The organism is Amycolatopsis sacchari (assembly GCF_900114035.1).
GTDB lineage: Bacteria > Actinomycetota > Actinomycetes > Mycobacteriales > Pseudonocardiaceae > Amycolatopsis_E > Amycolatopsis_E sacchari.
The window spans coordinates 1-15,611 of record NZ_FORP01000052.1 but is presented as its reverse complement, the minus strand read 5'-3'; the positions used below and the strand labels follow the sequence as shown (position 1 = coordinate 15,611).

Annotated in this window: 13 protein-coding genes; 5 read left to right on the top strand and 8 right to left on the bottom strand. The window is 68.8% G+C overall.

Annotated elements, in window-relative coordinates; translation table 11 throughout:
- A partial coding sequence (locus tag BMZ92_RS36360; protein WP_143250029.1) for an integrase core domain-containing protein occupies positions 1–294 on the top strand: 294 nt, incomplete at its 5' end.
- Here the strand turns inward: BMZ92_RS36360 and BMZ92_RS36355 are convergent.
- From BMZ92_RS36355 to secA2, 6 genes are all read right to left on the bottom strand, one after another.
- Complete coding sequence (locus BMZ92_RS36355) at positions 291–827, bottom strand: methylated-DNA--[protein]-cysteine S-methyltransferase (RefSeq protein WP_091517231.1); 537 nt, start codon at positions 825–827, stop codon at positions 291–293. The genes BMZ92_RS36360 and BMZ92_RS36355 overlap by 4 nt on opposite strands.
- 127 nt (positions 828–954) lie before the next feature.
- Complete coding sequence (locus BMZ92_RS36350; RefSeq protein ID WP_091517230.1) at positions 955–1,746, bottom strand: SDR family NAD(P)-dependent oxidoreductase; 792 nt, start codon at positions 1,744–1,746, stop codon at positions 955–957.
- Between the two features lie 542 nt (positions 1,747–2,288).
- The gene (locus tag BMZ92_RS36345; protein ID WP_091517229.1) at positions 2,289–3,095 is read right to left on the bottom strand and encodes an SDR family NAD(P)-dependent oxidoreductase; all 807 of its coding nucleotides are present in this window, start codon (positions 3,093–3,095) and stop codon (positions 2,289–2,291) included.
- 4 nt (positions 3,096–3,099) lie between these two features.
- Positions 3,100–3,381, bottom strand: coding sequence for an aldo/keto reductase (locus BMZ92_RS38930; protein WP_177229036.1), 282 nt, complete (start codon positions 3,379–3,381; stop codon positions 3,100–3,102).
- Positions 3,382–3,492: 111 nt separating this feature from the next.
- The gene (locus BMZ92_RS36340; protein WP_091517233.1) at positions 3,493–5,214 is read right to left on the bottom strand and encodes an NAD+ synthase; all 1,722 of its coding nucleotides are present in this window, start codon (positions 5,212–5,214) and stop codon (positions 3,493–3,495) included.
- Between the two features lie 55 nt (positions 5,215–5,269).
- Positions 5,270–7,591, bottom strand: coding sequence for an accessory Sec system translocase SecA2 (secA2, locus tag BMZ92_RS36335; RefSeq protein WP_091517228.1), 2,322 nt, complete (start codon positions 7,589–7,591; stop codon positions 5,270–5,272).
- Positions 7,592–7,745: 154 nt separating this feature from the next.
- Here secA2 and BMZ92_RS36330 point away from each other — a divergent pair, with 154 nt between their 5' ends.
- Together BMZ92_RS36330 and BMZ92_RS36325 are read left to right on the top strand one after the other, a co-directional pair.
- Positions 7,746–9,287, top strand: a complete 1,542-nt coding sequence (locus tag BMZ92_RS36330) for an alpha/beta hydrolase (protein WP_425425906.1) — start codon at positions 7,746–7,748, stop codon at positions 9,285–9,287.
- Between the two features lie 21 nt (positions 9,288–9,308).
- Positions 9,309–10,886, top strand: a complete 1,578-nt coding sequence (locus BMZ92_RS36325) for an alpha/beta hydrolase (RefSeq protein ID WP_091517232.1) — start codon at positions 9,309–9,311, stop codon at positions 10,884–10,886.
- Here the strand turns inward: BMZ92_RS36325 and BMZ92_RS36320 are convergent.
- Together BMZ92_RS36320 and BMZ92_RS36315 are read right to left on the bottom strand one after the other, a co-directional pair.
- On the bottom strand, positions 10,883–11,572 hold the full coding sequence (locus tag BMZ92_RS36320) for an LppX_LprAFG lipoprotein (protein WP_091517226.1): 690 nt from the start codon (positions 11,570–11,572) through the stop codon (positions 10,883–10,885). The genes BMZ92_RS36325 and BMZ92_RS36320 overlap by 4 nt on opposite strands.
- Before the next feature lie 22 nt (positions 11,573–11,594).
- A complete protein-coding gene (locus BMZ92_RS36315) occupies positions 11,595–12,548 on the bottom strand; it encodes a GlxA family transcriptional regulator (RefSeq protein WP_091517225.1) in 954 nt (317 codons plus the stop codon).
- On the opposite strand from BMZ92_RS36315, the gene BMZ92_RS36310 reads away from it, so the two are divergent.
- Entirely contained in the window at positions 12,547–13,899 is a 1,353-nt protein-coding gene (locus BMZ92_RS36310; protein ID WP_177229035.1) for an MFS transporter, read from the top strand. The two genes, BMZ92_RS36315 and BMZ92_RS36310, sit on opposite strands and share 2 nt — an antisense overlap.
- 9 nt (positions 13,900–13,908) lie before the next feature.
- Positions 13,909–15,252 carry a type I glutamate--ammonia ligase gene (glnA, locus tag BMZ92_RS36305; RefSeq protein ID WP_091517223.1) on the top strand — a complete coding sequence of 448 codons (1,344 nt, stop codon included), beginning with the start codon at positions 13,909–13,911 and terminating at the stop codon, positions 15,250–15,252.
- The last annotated feature ends 359 nt before the right edge of the window (positions 15,253–15,611 follow it).

Here is a 15,611-nt window from a genome sequence, read left to right as displayed (position 1 = left end):
TCGGACAACGGGTCGGCCTACCGGTCCCACGCTGGGCGCGACACGTGCACCGAGCTGGGAATCACCCCGAAACGGACCCGGCCCTACCGGCCGCACACCAACGGCAAGATCGAACGGTTCCACCGCACCCTGGCCGAGGGCTGGGCCTACGCCCGCTTCTACCCATCCGAAACATTGCGCCGGGCCGCGCTACCAGGCTGGCTGCACTTCTACAATCACCACCGACCCCACAGCGCCATCGGAGGCAAACCACCGATCACCCGGCTGACCAACCTCTCTGGACATCACATCTAGAAGAGCGTGGGTTGCTCGCTGAGGGCCCCTTCGATCACGAGCATCTTCAGCTTCGTGTCGACGCCGCCGGGGGCGGAGAAGCCGCCCATCCCGCCCCCGGCGGCCAGCACGCGATGGCACGGCACGACGATGGGGAAGGGATTGCGCCCGAGAGCCTGCCCCACCGCTTGCGCCGAACCGGGCAACCCCAGCTGGTGGGCCACGTCGCCGTAGGTCAGCGTCTTGCCGGGCGGGATGGTCCGCGCGAGCTCGTAGACCCGGCGGTGGAACTCGGGCACGCCGGTGTAATCGAGCCTGACCGCGGCCAGGTCGCGCGGCTCACCCCGCAGTAGTGCGACGATTTCCGCGATCGCCAGCTGGATCTCCCCGGGCGGCTCGGTCTCGACGGCGTCGGGAACGGAAGCCTGCAGCCGGGCAAGTGTCCGCGCGGCGTTCCCCTCAGGGAGGCGTACGCCCACTACCCCGTGCTCACCCCAGGCTATGCCGCAGTGTCCGAGCACGGTCTCGAACACGGCGATGCCCTGCGCAGTCATAACGCATGGATCCTCCCCGACGAGCCGTCAGAAGGGAAGCGATTTGCGCCTGCTCGCACTCGCGAGGTCGAGCACGAGCAGGCGCTGCGCCACCCGGATGCCCCGAGTGGCAATGTCCTGAGCGCGTTCACCAGAGGGTCCATCCCCCGTCCACCACGATCTCGGCGCCTGTGACGAAACTCGCTTCGTCCGACAGCAGGAACTTCACTGCGTTCGCGACTTCCTCGGGGCGGCCGAACCGGCCCATCGGGGTGGCTTCTTCGAAGGGGCGCACCCGCGCCCTGTCTGCGTAAGCTTCCTTCCCGACGTGGATCATGCCAGGGGAGACGGTGTTGACCCGGACACCGAGTTTGGCCCCGGCCACGCCGAGTTCCCTGGAGAGCGCTCGGACCGCTCCCTTGGAGGCGGCGTAAGCCACCCCCCGCACGGGGCCGTCCGGTGTTTGCTCGGGTATGCGGTCGCCGTAGTAGCGGTTGTTGAGAGCGACTATCCCGTACACCGAGGCGATGTTGACGATCGCCCCGGCTCCGCGTGCCGCCATGCGCTCCATGGCGGCGAAGGAGAGGAAGGCGGCGGCCTCGACGTTGAGGGCGAAATTCTGCCGCCACTTCGCGAGGTTCTGTGCGAACAACGGGGCCAGATATGTGTCTCCGGCGTTGTTCACCAGAGCTCCCAAAGGGGAGGACGCGTCATCGATGGCCCGGAGTATCCCGTCCCTGCCCTCTTCGGTCGTGACGTCTGCCGGAATCGCGAGCGCCGTGCCGCCCAGTTCGCGGATGCGTTCTTCGGTCTCCTTGAGAGGCGCCTCGCGACGGCCGACCAGAAGGCAGGCGTACCCCTCCCGCGCCAATCGCAACGACGTCGCCTGCCCTATACCGGTTCCCGCCCCGGTGATGACGGCCATAGCGCTTTCGCTCATCAACGTTCCCTTGCGTATTCCACGTGCTAAGTCGGTGTTGGTGCGACCGCGGGTTCGGGCAATGAGTCACTCGTGCAGGTTTGAACTCTTGCGTTCAGGTTGTTGGGTGCTCGTTGGTGCGCGGCCGGGTCCGCAGAAAGAGCGATGTCGCACTATGCGGGAAGTGCATTCGCCGCTAGGTTCTCGTGTTGTTGTGGTTGCGCGTCGTGTTTCGCAGGAATTCCGACCTAATCCTGTCGCAGAGGATGTCAAGTCGTCATTTTGGTACTTTGGCCTGCAAACGCAACCGGATTGAACTTGCAGCTTAGGTGGTTGCCATTCACCGCTGAGCGGTCGCCGAACTACCGCGTAGGTGATACTGAAGGGGGAGTATAGCACGACTGTCGCTGCCCGTGAAGTGATCCGGGTAATCCCTGTTTGGCGTCACTGGTACGTGGGCGAGCTGATCGGCCAGCTCACCCACGAGGGGTGTCCCCTCTGGCCCGCACGTGCTTTCCAAGCCGGAAACGGCTGCTTGCCGAGAGACGATGCATGACTGGGGATCACCAGATGGACCAGCCCCCGTCGACTACCAGCTCCGTGCCTGTGATAAAAGAACTGTCGTCGGAGGCGAGGAATTCTACTGCGGCCGCGACGTCCTCCGGGCGTCCGAGCCGGTGTAGCGGTGTCCATTCTTGGAACCGTTCGGTCCTTTCCGGTGAGATAGTTCGCTCTGGAACACAGATCATTCCGGGGCACACCGTGTTCACGCGGACGTTCCACTTCCCGGCAGGTATTGCCAGATCGCGCGTCAGGGCTGCGACTGCTCCTTTTGATGCATGGTACGCCGGTGCGCGGTACGGTCCTTTGTCGCCTTCTGGCGGGAAACTGTCCTGGTCATAAAAACGGTTGTTCATACCCAAGTTTCCATAAACGGAGCCGATGTTCACGATCGACCCACCGCCTGAATATCGCATCCTGTCGATCGCCCAGGCGGTGAGTAATGAAATTGCCGTCACGTTCGTGGATAGTTCGGCTTCCCACGTCTGCGCGTCCTGGCCGAACAACGGCATTTTGCTCGATCGTGCGGCGCAGTTGACCAGCAATTTCAACTCGTTGCCCTGACTGTCCGCCAGTGCTGTTAGTGCTTTCCTGCCCGTCTCGGTCGATACATCACACTGCAGTGTGACGACTTTGTTGCTGGCAGCGCTGGCTGTTCGTTCAAGGTCTTCATCGTCAAGACCGGCAATCACGCAGTGCCAGCCCCGGTCGGTGAGCCGGTTGGTGATCACTCTGCCGATTCCATGGCCTCCACCGGTGATAACTGCCATTTTTGCGGTAAGATCATTCGAAGCGTGCTCGTTTGGCATCTTTTCACCTAAACGCTTTCTCTGTCGAGGAGTCACGCCACGGTATTTCTCGCATATGTGTTGCGCGACAGTTGCGCGTTCGAATTGGCCCTTGGCTCCGAGGGGTAGAAGCCGCGCCGTCCTGGTACTCGTTCGCGGTATCGAAAAGATTCACGCCCAGCTCGTACGCACGGCGGGTGACCTGTACCGCGCCGGCGGTGTCCTTGCGGCTGTCGTGGGTCTGCCAGGTGCCCAGTGACAGTTCGGAGATCTTGAGACCGCACTCGCCCAGACGTCGATACCGCACAGAACTCTCCTTCGTCGGCTCCGGCCCACCAGCTTTCCCGCTGGTGCGCGGCCTCAGTAGGAGGTGCTTTTCGGTGGCGCCCGGCCGTCCGCCGGGCGCCCCGTCAGACCGTCAGCGCTGGTCGCCCTCTCGCCAGCCGTTCGTGATGGGGAGGCGGCGGTCGCGGCCGAAGGCCTTGAACGTGATCTTCGTGCCGACCGGGTACTGGCGGCGCTTGTACTCCGCCCGGTCGACCATCCGGATCACGCGGTCGATCGTCTCCGCGTCGAAGCCCGCCGCGAGCAGGTCCGCGTACCCGCGGTCGCCCTCGACGTAGTCGTCCAGGATGTCGTCCAGCAGGGGGTAGTCCGGCAGCGAGTCGGTGTCCAGCTGGCCGGGGCGCAGCTCCGCCGACGGCGGCTTCGTGATCGAGTTCTCCGGGATCGGCGGCACCTCACCGCGCTTCTCGGCCTCCGCGTTCCGCCAGCGCGCCAGCTCCCACACGTGCGTCTTGAACACGTCCTTGATCGGCGCGAACCCGCCGACCGCGTCCCCGTAGATGGTCGAGTAGCCGACGGCCAGCTCCGTCTTGTTCCCCGTGGCGAGCACGAGGTGACCGTCCTGGTTGGACAGTGCCATGAGCAACATCCCGCGCACCCGCGCCTGGATGTTCTCCTCCGCCAGACCGGTGAGGTTCAGCTGGTCGACGTAGACCCGCACCATGTCCTCGACCGACTCGGTCCGGAAGTGGCACCCGAGCCGCCGCGCCAACTCGGCCGCGTCTTCGCGAGAATGCGAAGAGGAGTACGCCGACGGCATCGACACGCCGTACACCGCGTCCGGCCCCAGCGCGTCCACCGCCAGCGCGGCCGTGAGCGCCGAGTCGATGCCACCCGAGAACCCGAACGTCACCGTCCGGAACCCGTTCTTCTGCACGTAGTCCCGCAACCCGACGACGAGCGCCGACCACACCTCGGCCTCGTCCGACAGCGGTTCCGAAACCGGCGCGGGAACCGGCTCGTACGCCGGCACCGGCTCCGACGACAGCACCCGCCGCCGCACTTCCAGCCCCTCGAACGAGCCCTCCGACGAGTGCCCGCCCGCGGGCAGGTCGAGGTCGACCACCAGCAGGTGCTCGACGAACTGCGGCGCCCGCGCCAGCAACGCACCGTCAGCGCCGACGACGATCGAGTCCCCGTCGAAGACCAGGTCGTCCTGCCCGCCGACGAGGTTCGTGTAGACCAGGGGCGCGCGAGCCTCCGCGGCGCGCCGGGCGACCAGCGGCAGCCGGATGTCGTCCTTGGACCGCTCGTACGGCGACGCGTTCGGCGCCACCACGAGGTCCACCCCGGCCTCGCCCAGCGCGGTCACCGGGCCGCCCTCCTGCCAGATGTCCTCGCAGATCACCATGCCGATGTCGAGCCCGTGCAGCCGTACGACGTCCAGCGTCTGCCCCGGCTTGAAGTACCGGTGCTCGTCGAACACGCCGTAGTTCGGCAGGTGGTGCTTGAACTGCCGGCCCACCACTTCGCCGCCGTACAGCGCGACGGCGGCGTCCCGCGGGCCCACCTCGTCGTTGTCGAGGTAGCCGGCGTACACGAGCAGCCCACCGCAACCGGCCTCGTCGAGCCGCCGCGCCAGGTCGTCGACCGCCTGGCAGGACGCCTGCGCGAACGTCTTGCGCAGGGTCAGGTCCTCGACCGGGTAGCCGGTCAGGGACATCTCGGGGAACACCACGACGTGTGCTCCCGCTTCGGCGGCCTTCTTCGCCCAGTCGACGTGGAGCTGCGCGTTGCCCCCTAGATCCCCTACCGTCGCGTTGATCTGGGCGAGCGCGATCCTCAGTTGCGGCATGAGGTCATTCTCGCCCAGACCACCGCTGCTCACAGCGGAATGTGCGCGAGCGAACCTACTTCCGCTTGATCAGGCTGCGCACCTGCTTCAGCGTCTGCTCGAAGTCCGAGTCGAACGGGCTGTCGTGCACGAGGTACGTCCACGTCGAACTCGGCCGCCGCACGCCCGCCGCGCCCAGGTCGATCCCGTCGTCGCCGACCTCGGCCTCCTCGAACGTCTTCACCGAGCGCTCCTCGATCGTCGGGACGATCTTGTGGAACTCCGGGATCGCGAGCCGGTGGAACTCGTCCAGCGGCGTCTCCCGCGCGATGGCGCGCAGGTGGATGCTCTCCCGCACGTCGCTGAGGTACGCCAGGTGGTCCGACCACAGCTCGTCGAGGTGGAACAGCATGATCTCCCGGCACACCTGCACCAGCGCGTCGGCGTCCAGCTTCTCCGCCAGCTCCTCGTACCGCTTCGGCGCGGCCTCCTTGAGCTTCTCGGCGGCCAGCTCGGTGCGCAGCAGTTCGTCGCGGTGCTTGAGCAGCTCCGCCCGCTGGTGCTCGATCAGCCGCGTGTAGCGCCACGTGTTGCGGTGGATCTCCAGGTGCACGCCCTCGGCGACCCGCTGCGCGTGGTTGATCTGCCGCTGCGCCGCCGGGTCGGTGATCCGGCCCGTCTCCTCGTCCGCGGCGATGCCCTCGGGCACGTCGGGCGCGTTCGACAGCACCAGCTCGTCGTTCAGCGACGCGAAGAACACCGCGCTGCCCGGGTCACCCTGCCGCCCCGACCGGCCACGCAGCTGCCCGTCGAGCCGGCTCGACGGGTACCGCGCGGTGCCGATGACGTGCAGCCCGCCCAGCTCCGCGACCCGCTCGCGGTCCTTGCCGTCGGCGCCGCCGAGGCGGATGTCGGTACCGCGGCCCGCCATCTGCGTCGACACCGTGACCGCGCCGTACTTGCCCGCTTCCGCGATGATCGCCGCTTCCTCGGCATCGTTGCGCGCGTTGAGCACGACGCACGGCAGCCCGGCCTTCTCCAGTTTCTCGGCGAGTTCCTCGGACTCCGCGACGTCCTGGGTGCCGACCAGGATGGGCCGCCCCGTTTCGTGCACCTCCCGGATCTCGGCCTCGATCGCCCGCAGCTTCTGCGACGGGGAGGCGTAGATGCGGTCCGGCTCGTCGGTGCGGATGTTCGGCGTGTTCGGCGGGATGACCGCCACCTCGAGCTTGTAGAACTCACGCAGCTGCTCGGCGACGGCGACCGCGGTGCCGGTCATGCCCGCCACCTGCGGGTACCGCGCCATCAGCGCCTGCACGGTGATGGAGTCGAGGATCTCGCCGCGGTCGGTCGCCGCGACCTGCTCCTTGGCCTCGACGGCGGCCTGCAGCCCGTCCGGCCACCGCTGCAGCTCGGCGACGCGGCCGCGGGAGGCGTTGATCAGCTGGACCTTGCCGTCGCGGACCAGGTAGTCCACGTCCCGGGTCAGCAGCGCGTGCGCGTGCAGCGCGACGTTCACCGCGGCCAGCCTGTCCGCCCCGGACTCGTCGTAGAGGTCGATCCCGCCCAGCGCCTTCTCGACGACGGACGCGCCCGCGGCCGTCAGCCACGCGTTGCGGCCGTCGCTGTCCGTCTCGTAGTGCAGGCCCAGCCGCAGCCGCCGCACCACGTTCGCCACCTCGAAGTCGGCCGTCGCGTGGTCCACCGAGCCCGCCATCACCAGCGGGACGCGGGCCTCGTCGACGAGCACCGAGTCGGCCTCGTCCACGATCGCGACCTCCGGCTCCGGCTGCACGAGGTCCTCCACACGCGTGACCAGCCGGTCGCGCAGCACGTCGAAGCCGATCTCGCTGACCGCGCCGTAGGTGACCTCCCGCGCATACGCCTCACGCCGCTCGTCGCGGGTCAGCGTCGGGTCGACCCACGACACCGACACGCCCAGCAGGTCGTAGACCGGCTTCATCCACTCCGCGTCACGGCGGGCGAGGTAGTCGTTGACGGTGGTGACGTGCACGCGCTTGCCCTGCAGCGCGTACCCGGCCGCGGCGAGCGCGCCGGCCAGCGTCTTGCCCTCACCGGTCTCCATCTGCACGACGTGCCCGGTCAGCAGCCCCATGGTGCCCAGCAGCTGCACGTCGAACGCGCGCTCGTCGAGCGCCCGTTTCGCCGCTTCGCGGCCCAGGGCGCAGATTTCGACGAGCTGGGTGTCCCCGAACTCCGCCTCCAGCCGCAGCTTGCCCGCCCGCTCCGTCAGCTCGGTGTCACTGAGTTCCCCGAGCTCGGCCTCGAGGTCACCGATCGCGGGCAGCAACGCCTCGTACCTGGTCAGCTCGGCGCTGCCAGGGCGTTCGATGAGCTTGCGCAACCGCTTGCCCATCCGGGTGATCAGTGCTGGCACCCCTGGTCTCCTGTCTCTCTCAGTCCGACCCACCAACGAGGTGGTGGTGGTCCGGTGTTCCCCGCCAGGATGGCACGATCGGCGCGTGTCCCTCCTACAGCGAGCCCGGTCGCGAACCACGCGAGTAGCCGTCCTCCTCGGTGCCTGCCTGCTGCTGCCGCTCACCGCCTGCACCTCCGAGCAGGCCGGCACGCAGCAGCCGCAGGACCAGACCGAGCAGCGGGGTCCGGCCGGCCCGGTCCCCGCTGGTCTGGACCGGTTCTACGCGCAGCCCCTGACCTGGGGCGACTGTGTACGTTACGCGACTTCGGACGATGCGAAATCCGTCTTTGGTCAGAAAGATCTGGAGTGCGCGCGGCTGACCGTGCCGCTGGACTACGCGAACCCGCAGGGGGACACGATCACCCTGGGTGTCCTGCGTCACAAGGCGACGGGTGAACGGGCGGGGGCGCTCGTCATCAACCCGGGTGGCCCCGGCGCTTCCGGCATGCAAGCCGCGGCCGGCCTGGCCACCCAGAGCAGTGAGGTCAGCACCCGGTTCGACCTGATCGGCTTCGACCCGCGCGGGATCGGCGCGAGCGAGCCCGAGGTGACCTGCCTGACCGATCAGGAGCGCGACGCCCGGCGCAGCGAGGACCTCGACACCGACGGCTCGCCCGCCGGGGTCGCTAAGCAGGAGGCGGAGGCGAAGGACTTCGCCGCCAAGTGCGCGCAGCGCACCGAGCACGGCACCGCGATGCTCGCCAACATCGGCACCCGCGACGTCGCGAGGGACATGGACGTGCTGCGTTCGGCGCTGGGCGAGCAGAAGCTGACCTACCTCGGCTACTCCTACGGCACGCGCATCGGCTACACCTACGCGGAGGCCTTCCCCGGCAACGTCCGCGCGATGGTGCTCGACGGCGCGCTCGACCCCAACCAGGACGAGATGGAGTCGCTCGTCGCGCAGGGCGCGGGCTTCGGCGTGGCGTTCAACCAGTTCGCCGCGTGGTGCGCCGCCCGGCAGGACTGCGCGCTGGGGAAGAACGCGGCCGGTGCGACGAAGGCGTTCCAGGACCTCGTGCGCCCGTTGATCGACAACCCGGTCCGGCTCGCCGACGGCCGCGAGCTGACCTTCGACGACGCGACGCTCGGCGCGATCCAGGCGTTGTACTCCCAGCAGCTGTGGGAACCGCTCAACTCCGGGCTCAACGAGCTGCGGACCGGCCGTGGCACCACGCTGATGGCGCTCGCCGACCAGTACAACGAGCGCGATGCGAGCGGCCACTACAGCAACACGCAGGACGCCTTCACCGCCATCCGCTGCGTCGACGACCCGCGTGTCACGAACAAGACCGAGATCCTCGACGCCGAGAACCGCTACGACCAGGTCGCGCCGTTCCTCGACGACGGCAAGCCGAACGGCGCCGCGCTCGACGCGTGCGCGTTCTGGCCGGTGCCCAACACCTCGCAGCCGCACGAGCCGGAGGTCGCCGGTGTCCCGCCGGTGCTGGTCATCTCGACGACCAACGACCCGGCCACCCCGTACGAAGCGGGCGTGAACCTCGCGAAAGCGATGAAGGGCGCACTGCTGACGTTCGAGGGCACGCAGCACACCGTGTTCCTGCAAGGGAATTCGTGCGTCGACCAGGCGGGCACCGACTACCTGCTCAACGGGACGCTCCCGGCGGAGGGGAAGCGCTGCGCGGCGCAGTGACCGGCTGGCACGATGGGGGAGATGCCTTTCCGTCACTGTCGGCTGCCGGCCGTGCTCGGTCTGCTCGGGGTCGCGCTGCTCGCGTGCACTCCCGTGCAGGCGCCGCCCCGGCCCCAGCCGTCCCCGGTGTCCGACGTCCACGCACTCGACAGGTTCTACGAGCAAGCGCTTTCCTGGGGTGACTGCCGGTCGTACGCCACGGGGGAGCAGAGCGCTGCCGCCTTCGCCACACCGGGTGTGGAGTGCGCGCGCCTGACGGTGCCGCTGGACTACGCGAAGCCGGAGGGCGAAACGATCACGGTGGGCGTGCTGCGGCACAAGGCGGCCGACCCGGCGGACCGCATCGGCTCGCTCGTGGTCAACCCCGGCGGACCGGGCGGTTCGGGCATGGAGGCCGCCGCGCGCCTGGTGCCGACGGTGAAGGGCGAGGCGATCGGGCTGCGGTTCGACCTCGTCGGCTTCGACCTGCGCGGGGTGGGTGCCAGCGAGCCGCGGGTGCACTGCCTCACCGACGCCGAACGGGATGCGGAACGCCAGCGGCACCCCGGCGACGGCACATCCCCGGAATCGGCGGCGGCCTGGACGGCGGAGGCGCGGGACTTCGCCGCGAAGTGCGTGCAGCGCACCGAACACGGCGCGGAGATGCTCGCGAACGTCGGCACGCGCGACGTCGTGAAGGACCTCGACGTCCTGCGTGCCGCGCTCGGCGAGGAGAAGCTGAGCTACCTCGGCTACTCCTACGGCACGCAGATCGGCTACAGCTACGCGGAGGCGTTCCCCTCACGGGTGCGGGCCATGGTGCTCGACGGTGCCATCGATCCCACCGAGGACGAGCCGCACTCGCTGCTCTCGCAGGGCCAGGGCTTCACGCGCGCCTTCGGCCTCTTCGCCGCCGAGTGCGCGAAGCACGCCGGCTGCGCGACGGGTCAGAACCCGGCGCAGGCGGTGGAGACGTTCGAGAACCTCACCCGCCCGCTGCTCACCACGCCCGCCGCCGCGGGTGGCGGGCGGAAGCTGTCCTACGACGACGCGATGACCGGCGTGGTGGAGGCCATGTATTCGCAGCAGTCCTGGCCGAACCTGAACGCCGCGCTGAACCTCCTCCGCGCGGGGGACGGCTCGCTGCTGCTCCAACTCGCCGACAGCTACTACGAGCGCGGCCAGGACGGGAAGTACTCGTCGCTGCAGGACTCCTATTACGCGGTGCGGTGCGTCGACAACCCGCGAGTTGCCGACCCGGCCGAGATCACCGGGATCCACCGGCAACTGCTCGATGCCGCGCCGTTCCTCGACGGCGGCCGCCCGGACGAGGGCGAACCGGACATCTGCGCGGCTTGGCCCGTGCCCAGCACCTCGCAGCCGCACCGCCCGTTCCTGCCGGGAGTGCCGGCGCCGCTGGTGATCTCGACGGTGAACGACCCCGTGACCCCGTACCAGTCAGGCGTGAACCTCGCCGCGGAGATGCGCGGCGGCCTGCTCACCTACGAAGGCGCGCAGCACACCGCGTTCCTGCACGGCAACCAATGCGTGGACGTCAACGGCCTGGCGTACCTCGTCGACGGCACCCTGCCGCCGGACGGGACGCGCTGCCCCGCCTAACGCGACGGAGTGGTGCTGGGCGGGCTGTTGACCCCCGAAAGGCCGAGTTCGAGCATGACGGCCCCCTCGTTCGGCTGGCGCGGCGGCACCTGCATCCACACCCGGACGAGGGTGCGGGGCTCACTCCGGGTGACCCAGAACTTCACGTCCACATCCGACTGGATCTGCGGCAGGACGCTCGACACGACGTCCTTCGCCAGCTCCCCCGTCACGCGGTACGTCTCGACGCCCTTGACGTCTTCCTTCGTCTCCGTCTTGAGCCCGGTGGCGCTGGTCAGCAGCCTCGGCAGGCCCTGCGACAGCAGCCCGGCCGGCGCGTACTCGGCGGGCACCGGCTCCCGGGTCTGCTGCCCGCGCTGGTCGGTGAGCACCAGCTCGTCGCCGTTGATCTCATAACGCAGCTCGAACCGGTTGGTGGTCTCCTGCATGTCGGCCTGCCCGATCGCCGAGCCGTGCGGCCCGCCGTCCCGGCTCGCCCAGCCCTTCACCTCACGGATGTCGAGGCCGGGGATGCTGCCGCTGACCCCGAGGTCGAACTGGATGCTGGTGATCTGGCCCATCGTGGCCGCCGCGGCGCTGACGAGGCCGGGGCCGTCGGGCAGCGGTCCGCTCGTGTCGGGCGAACCGGCGCAGCCGCAGGCGAGGGCCAGGACAAGCACGAGGACACTCGCAGTGCGGCGGAGCATGCGACAACCGTAGCGGTGCCGGTCAGGAGCGGGAGAAGGTGCGCCGGTAGGCCAGCGGCGAGACCCCGATGGCGGCGTTGAGGTGCTGGCGCAGGGACGCGGCCGTGCCGAGCCCGGATTCCGCGGCCACCCGGTCGACGGGCAGGTTCGTCGTCTCCAGCAGGTGACGTGCGTGCAGGACCCGCTGCTGGTTCAGCCACGCCCGCGCCGACAGCCCCGTTTCGGCCCGGAAACGCCTGCTGAAGGTGCGCACGCTCATCCGCGCGTGCCGCGCCAGGTCCTCGAGCCCGAGCGGGTCGGCGAGCCGTTCGAGCGCCCACGCCCTGGTCGCCGCTGTGCTGCCGTCGTCGGGCTCGGGCAGTGGCCGGTCGATGAACTGCGACTGCCCGCCGTCCCGCCACGGCGGCACCACGCAGTACCGGGCCGCCTGGTTGGCGACGGCGCTGCCGTGGTCGGACCGGATCACGTGCAGGCACAGGTCGACGCCCGCGGCGAGCCCGGCCGAGGTGAGCACGTCGCGGTCGTCGACGAACAGCACGTTCTCGTCCAGTTCCACCCGCGGGTACAGCTGCCGGAACCGCTCGGCGTGCGCCCAGTGCGTCGTGGCCCGCCTGCCGTCGAGGATCCCGGCGGCGGCCAGGACGAACGCGCCGGTGCAGATGGACATGATTCGCGCGTGGGCCGGGATGCGCGCGAGCGCGGCGGCGAGCTCGGGCGGCAGCGTGCCGTCCTGCCTCGGCCCGGCCACCCGCGTCCCGGGGACGATCACGGTGTCGGCCTCGGCGAGCACCTCCGGCCCGTGTGCCAGCTGGGCGGAGTAGCCGTAGCTCACCCGGATCGGCCGGTCGTCGACCCCGCACAGGCGCACGTCGTAGAGCGGTTTCCCGTCCTGCTCGGCGCTGGCGAACACCTGGGGCGGGATGTTGAGGTCGTAACCGATGACCTCGGAGACGGCCAGGACGACGACGCGGTGCATGGCCGAATTTTTGCACATATTGGCGCTTCGGCCACTCGTCCGGCGCGGCAAGATCACCGATGCTGATCGGGTGACCACGAAAACCCGCTTCCACCGCGCCTGGCTGGTGGCCTTCGCGGCCTTCGTCGCCCTCGTCGGCGCGGCCGGTTTCCGCGCAGCCCCGAGCGTGCTCATCGATCCACTGCACGACGAGTTCGGCTGGTCGCGCGGCACCATCTCCGCCGCGGTCAGCGTCAACCTGATCCTGTACGGGCTGATCTCACCGTTCGCCGCCGCGCTCATGGAGCGGTTCGGCATGCGCCGCGTCGTGGTCGGCGCGCTGGTCCTCGTCGCGGCGGGCAGCGGGCTCACCGTGTTCATGAACGCCAGCTGGCAGCTGCTGCTGTGCTGGGGCGTGCTCGTCGGCACGGGCACGGGCTCGATGGCGCTCGCGTTCGTGGCCACCGTCACGAGCCGCTGGTTCGTCCGGCACCGCGGCCTGGTCAGCGGGGTGCTGACGGCGGCGGGGGCGGCGGGTCAGCTCGTGTTCCTGCCGCTGATCGCGGCGCTCGCGGAGGGCTCCGGCTGGCGCTCGGCGTCGCTGGTCGTGGCGTTCGCGGCACTTGCCGTCGTGCCGCTGGTGCTCGTGTTCCTGCACGACCACCCCAGCGACGTGCGGACCACCGCCTACGGTGCGGTCGAGGCGGAGGAGAAGCCCGCACCGACACGCGGCACGGCCCGGCGGGCGCTGACGGTGCTGCGTGACGCCGCGAAGACGCGCGTGTTCTGGCTGCTGGCAGGCGGGTTCGCGATCTGCGGGGCGTCCACGAACGGCCTGGTGGGCACGCACTTCGTCCCCGCCGCGCACGACCACGGCATGCCGGTGACCACCGCGGCCTCGCTGCTCGCGCTCGTCGGCATCTTCGACGTGGCGGGCACGATCGCGTCGGGCTGGTTCACCGACCGCGTCGACCCGCGCTGGCTGCTCGGCGGGTACTACTTCCTGCGCGGCGCCTCGCTCCTGCTGCTGCCGCACCTGTTCGCGCCCACCACCGAACCGCCGATGTGGGCGTTCATCATCTTCTACGGCCTGGACTGGGTGGCGACCGTGCCGCCGACGGTCGCGCTGTGCCGTGATCGGTTCGGCATGAAGGGTCCCATCGTCTTCGGCTGGGTGTTCGCCTCGCACCAGATCGGCGCGTCGATCGCCGCCGTGGGTGCCGGCGTCATCCACGACCAGTCCGGCAGCTACGACCTCGCCTGGTACGTGGCGGGCGGTTTGTGCGGGCTCGCGGCGCTGCTGTCGGTGTCCGTTCCCACGCTCGGGGTACGGGGAGAACCACGAAACATGGCGTTAACACAGCGCCCGTAGGGTGCGGCCATGGATCGCCAGCAGGAGTTCGTGCTGCGCACGCTGGAGGAACGGGACATCCGGTTCGTCCGTCTGTGGTTCACCGATGTCCTCGGGTTCCTCAAGTCGGTGGCCGTCGCCCCCGCGGAGCTCGAGGGTGCCTTCACCGACGGGATCGGGTTCGACGGATCGGCCATCGAGGGCTTCGCGCGCGTCTACGAATCGGACATGATCGCCAAGCCCGACCCGTCCACCTTCCAGGTCCTGCCCTGGGAGACCGAGGAGGGCGGCCACTATTCGGCGCGCATGTTCTGCGACATCGCGATGCCCGACGGTTCCCCGTCCTGGGCCGATCCCCGGCACGTCCTGCGGCGGCAGCTGTCGAAGGCGGGGGAGGCCGGGTTCACCTGCTACGTGCACCCGGAGATCGAGTTCTTCCTGCTGTCGAGCCTGCCCGACGACGGCACCGAGCCCGAGCCCGCGGACAACGGCGGGTACTTCGACCAGGCCAGCCACGCCACGGCCACGCACTTCCGCCGGCACGCCATCGAGACGCTCGAAGCGATGGGCATCTCGGTCGAGTTCTCCCATCACGAGGGTGCGCCGGGTCAGCAGGAGATCGACCTGCGGTACGCCGATGCGCTGACGATGGCGGACAACGTGATGACGTTCCGCTACGTCATCAAGGAGGTCGCGATCACCCAGGGTGTGCGCGCGACGTTCATGCCGAAGCCGTTCACCAACCAGCCGGGTTCGGGCATGCACACGCACGTGTCGTTGTTCGAGGGCGACCGCAACGCCTTCCACAACCCCGAGGACCCGTTCGAGTTGTCGGAGACGGGGAAGGCGTTCGTCGCGGGCCTGCTCTACCACGCACGCGAGATCTCGGCCGTGACCAACCAGTGGGTGAACTCGTACAAACGCCTGATCAGCGGTGGTGAGGCGCCGACGACGGTCTCCTGGGGCCGGGCGAACCGGTCGGCCCTGGTCCGCGTGCCGAACTACTCGCCGGGCAAGGCGTCTTCGCGCCGCGTGGAGATCCGCACCATCGACTCCGCCTGCAACCCGTACCTCGCGTACTCCGTCGTGCTGGCCGCCGGGTTGAAGGGGATCGAGAAGGGCTACGAGCTGCCGCCGCCGGCGGAGGACAACATCTGGTCGCTCACCGAGGCCGAGCGCAAGGCCGCGGGTTACGAGCAGTTGCCGCAGAACCTCGGCGAGGCGCTCGCGGAGATGGAGCGTTCCGAGCTGCTGCCCGAAGCGCTGGGCGAGCACGTCTACGACTTCTTCCTCCGCAACAAGCGCGTCGAGTGGGACAACTACCGCAGCGCGGTGACGCCGTACGAGCTGAGGACCCTGCTCCCTGTGCTCTGACCTGCGGAAACAGGGTTAATGGACCCCCCTGTTTCAGGGGGGTTTCGGGGCGTGTAATCTTCTCTTCGTCGCCAGGGAGACCGGGCGGACGGGGCCGAAAGCCCCGGCCACCGGAGACCGGGGTCGGGCGGTTGACACCGCGATCCGAACCAGGTAATGTACTGCGACGGCCCCGAGGTGGAGCCGCTTCCAACCACTATGAATCAGTAGCGGTAGAAGCAGCCCTTCATCGGGGAAACACAAAGCTTGAATTGCAGATTCAACTGCGTGTTGTTTGAGAACTCAACAGTGTGCTAGTGAACTAAGCCAGTAGAGCTTTATGTTTGAACCTCGTTTTGGGGTTCCTTTGAGATTGACTA

What these genes read in the sequence shown, in the direction of transcription:
- BMZ92_RS36320 (WP_091517226.1), bottom strand. Translation starts at nt 11,572, where the DNA reads ATGCTCCGCCGCACTGCGAGTGTCCTCGTGCTTGTCCTGGCCCTCGCC.
- BMZ92_RS36350 (WP_091517230.1), bottom strand. Translation starts at nt 1,746, where the DNA reads ATGAGCGAAAGCGCTATGGCCGTCATCACCGGGGCGGGAACCGGTATA.
- BMZ92_RS36355 (WP_091517231.1), bottom strand. Translation starts at nt 827, where the DNA reads ATGACTGCGCAGGGCATCGCCGTGTTCGAGACCGTGCTCGGACACTGC.
- BMZ92_RS36325 (WP_091517232.1), top strand. Translation starts at nt 9,309, where the DNA reads ATGCCTTTCCGTCACTGTCGGCTGCCGGCCGTGCTCGGTCTGCTCGGG.
- BMZ92_RS36310 (WP_177229035.1), top strand. Translation starts at nt 12,547, where the DNA reads ATGGCCGAATTTTTGCACATATTGGCGCTTCGGCCACTCGTCCGGCGC.
- BMZ92_RS36345 (WP_091517229.1), bottom strand. Translation starts at nt 3,095, where the DNA reads ATGCCAAACGAGCACGCTTCGAATGATCTTACCGCAAAAATGGCAGTT.
- BMZ92_RS36315 (WP_091517225.1), bottom strand. Translation starts at nt 12,548, where the DNA reads ATGCACCGCGTCGTCGTCCTGGCCGTCTCCGAGGTCATCGGTTACGAC.
- BMZ92_RS36340 (WP_091517233.1), bottom strand. Translation starts at nt 5,214, where the DNA reads ATGCCGCAACTGAGGATCGCGCTCGCCCAGATCAACGCGACGGTAGGG.
- glnA (WP_091517223.1), top strand. Translation starts at nt 13,909, where the DNA reads ATGGATCGCCAGCAGGAGTTCGTGCTGCGCACGCTGGAGGAACGGGAC.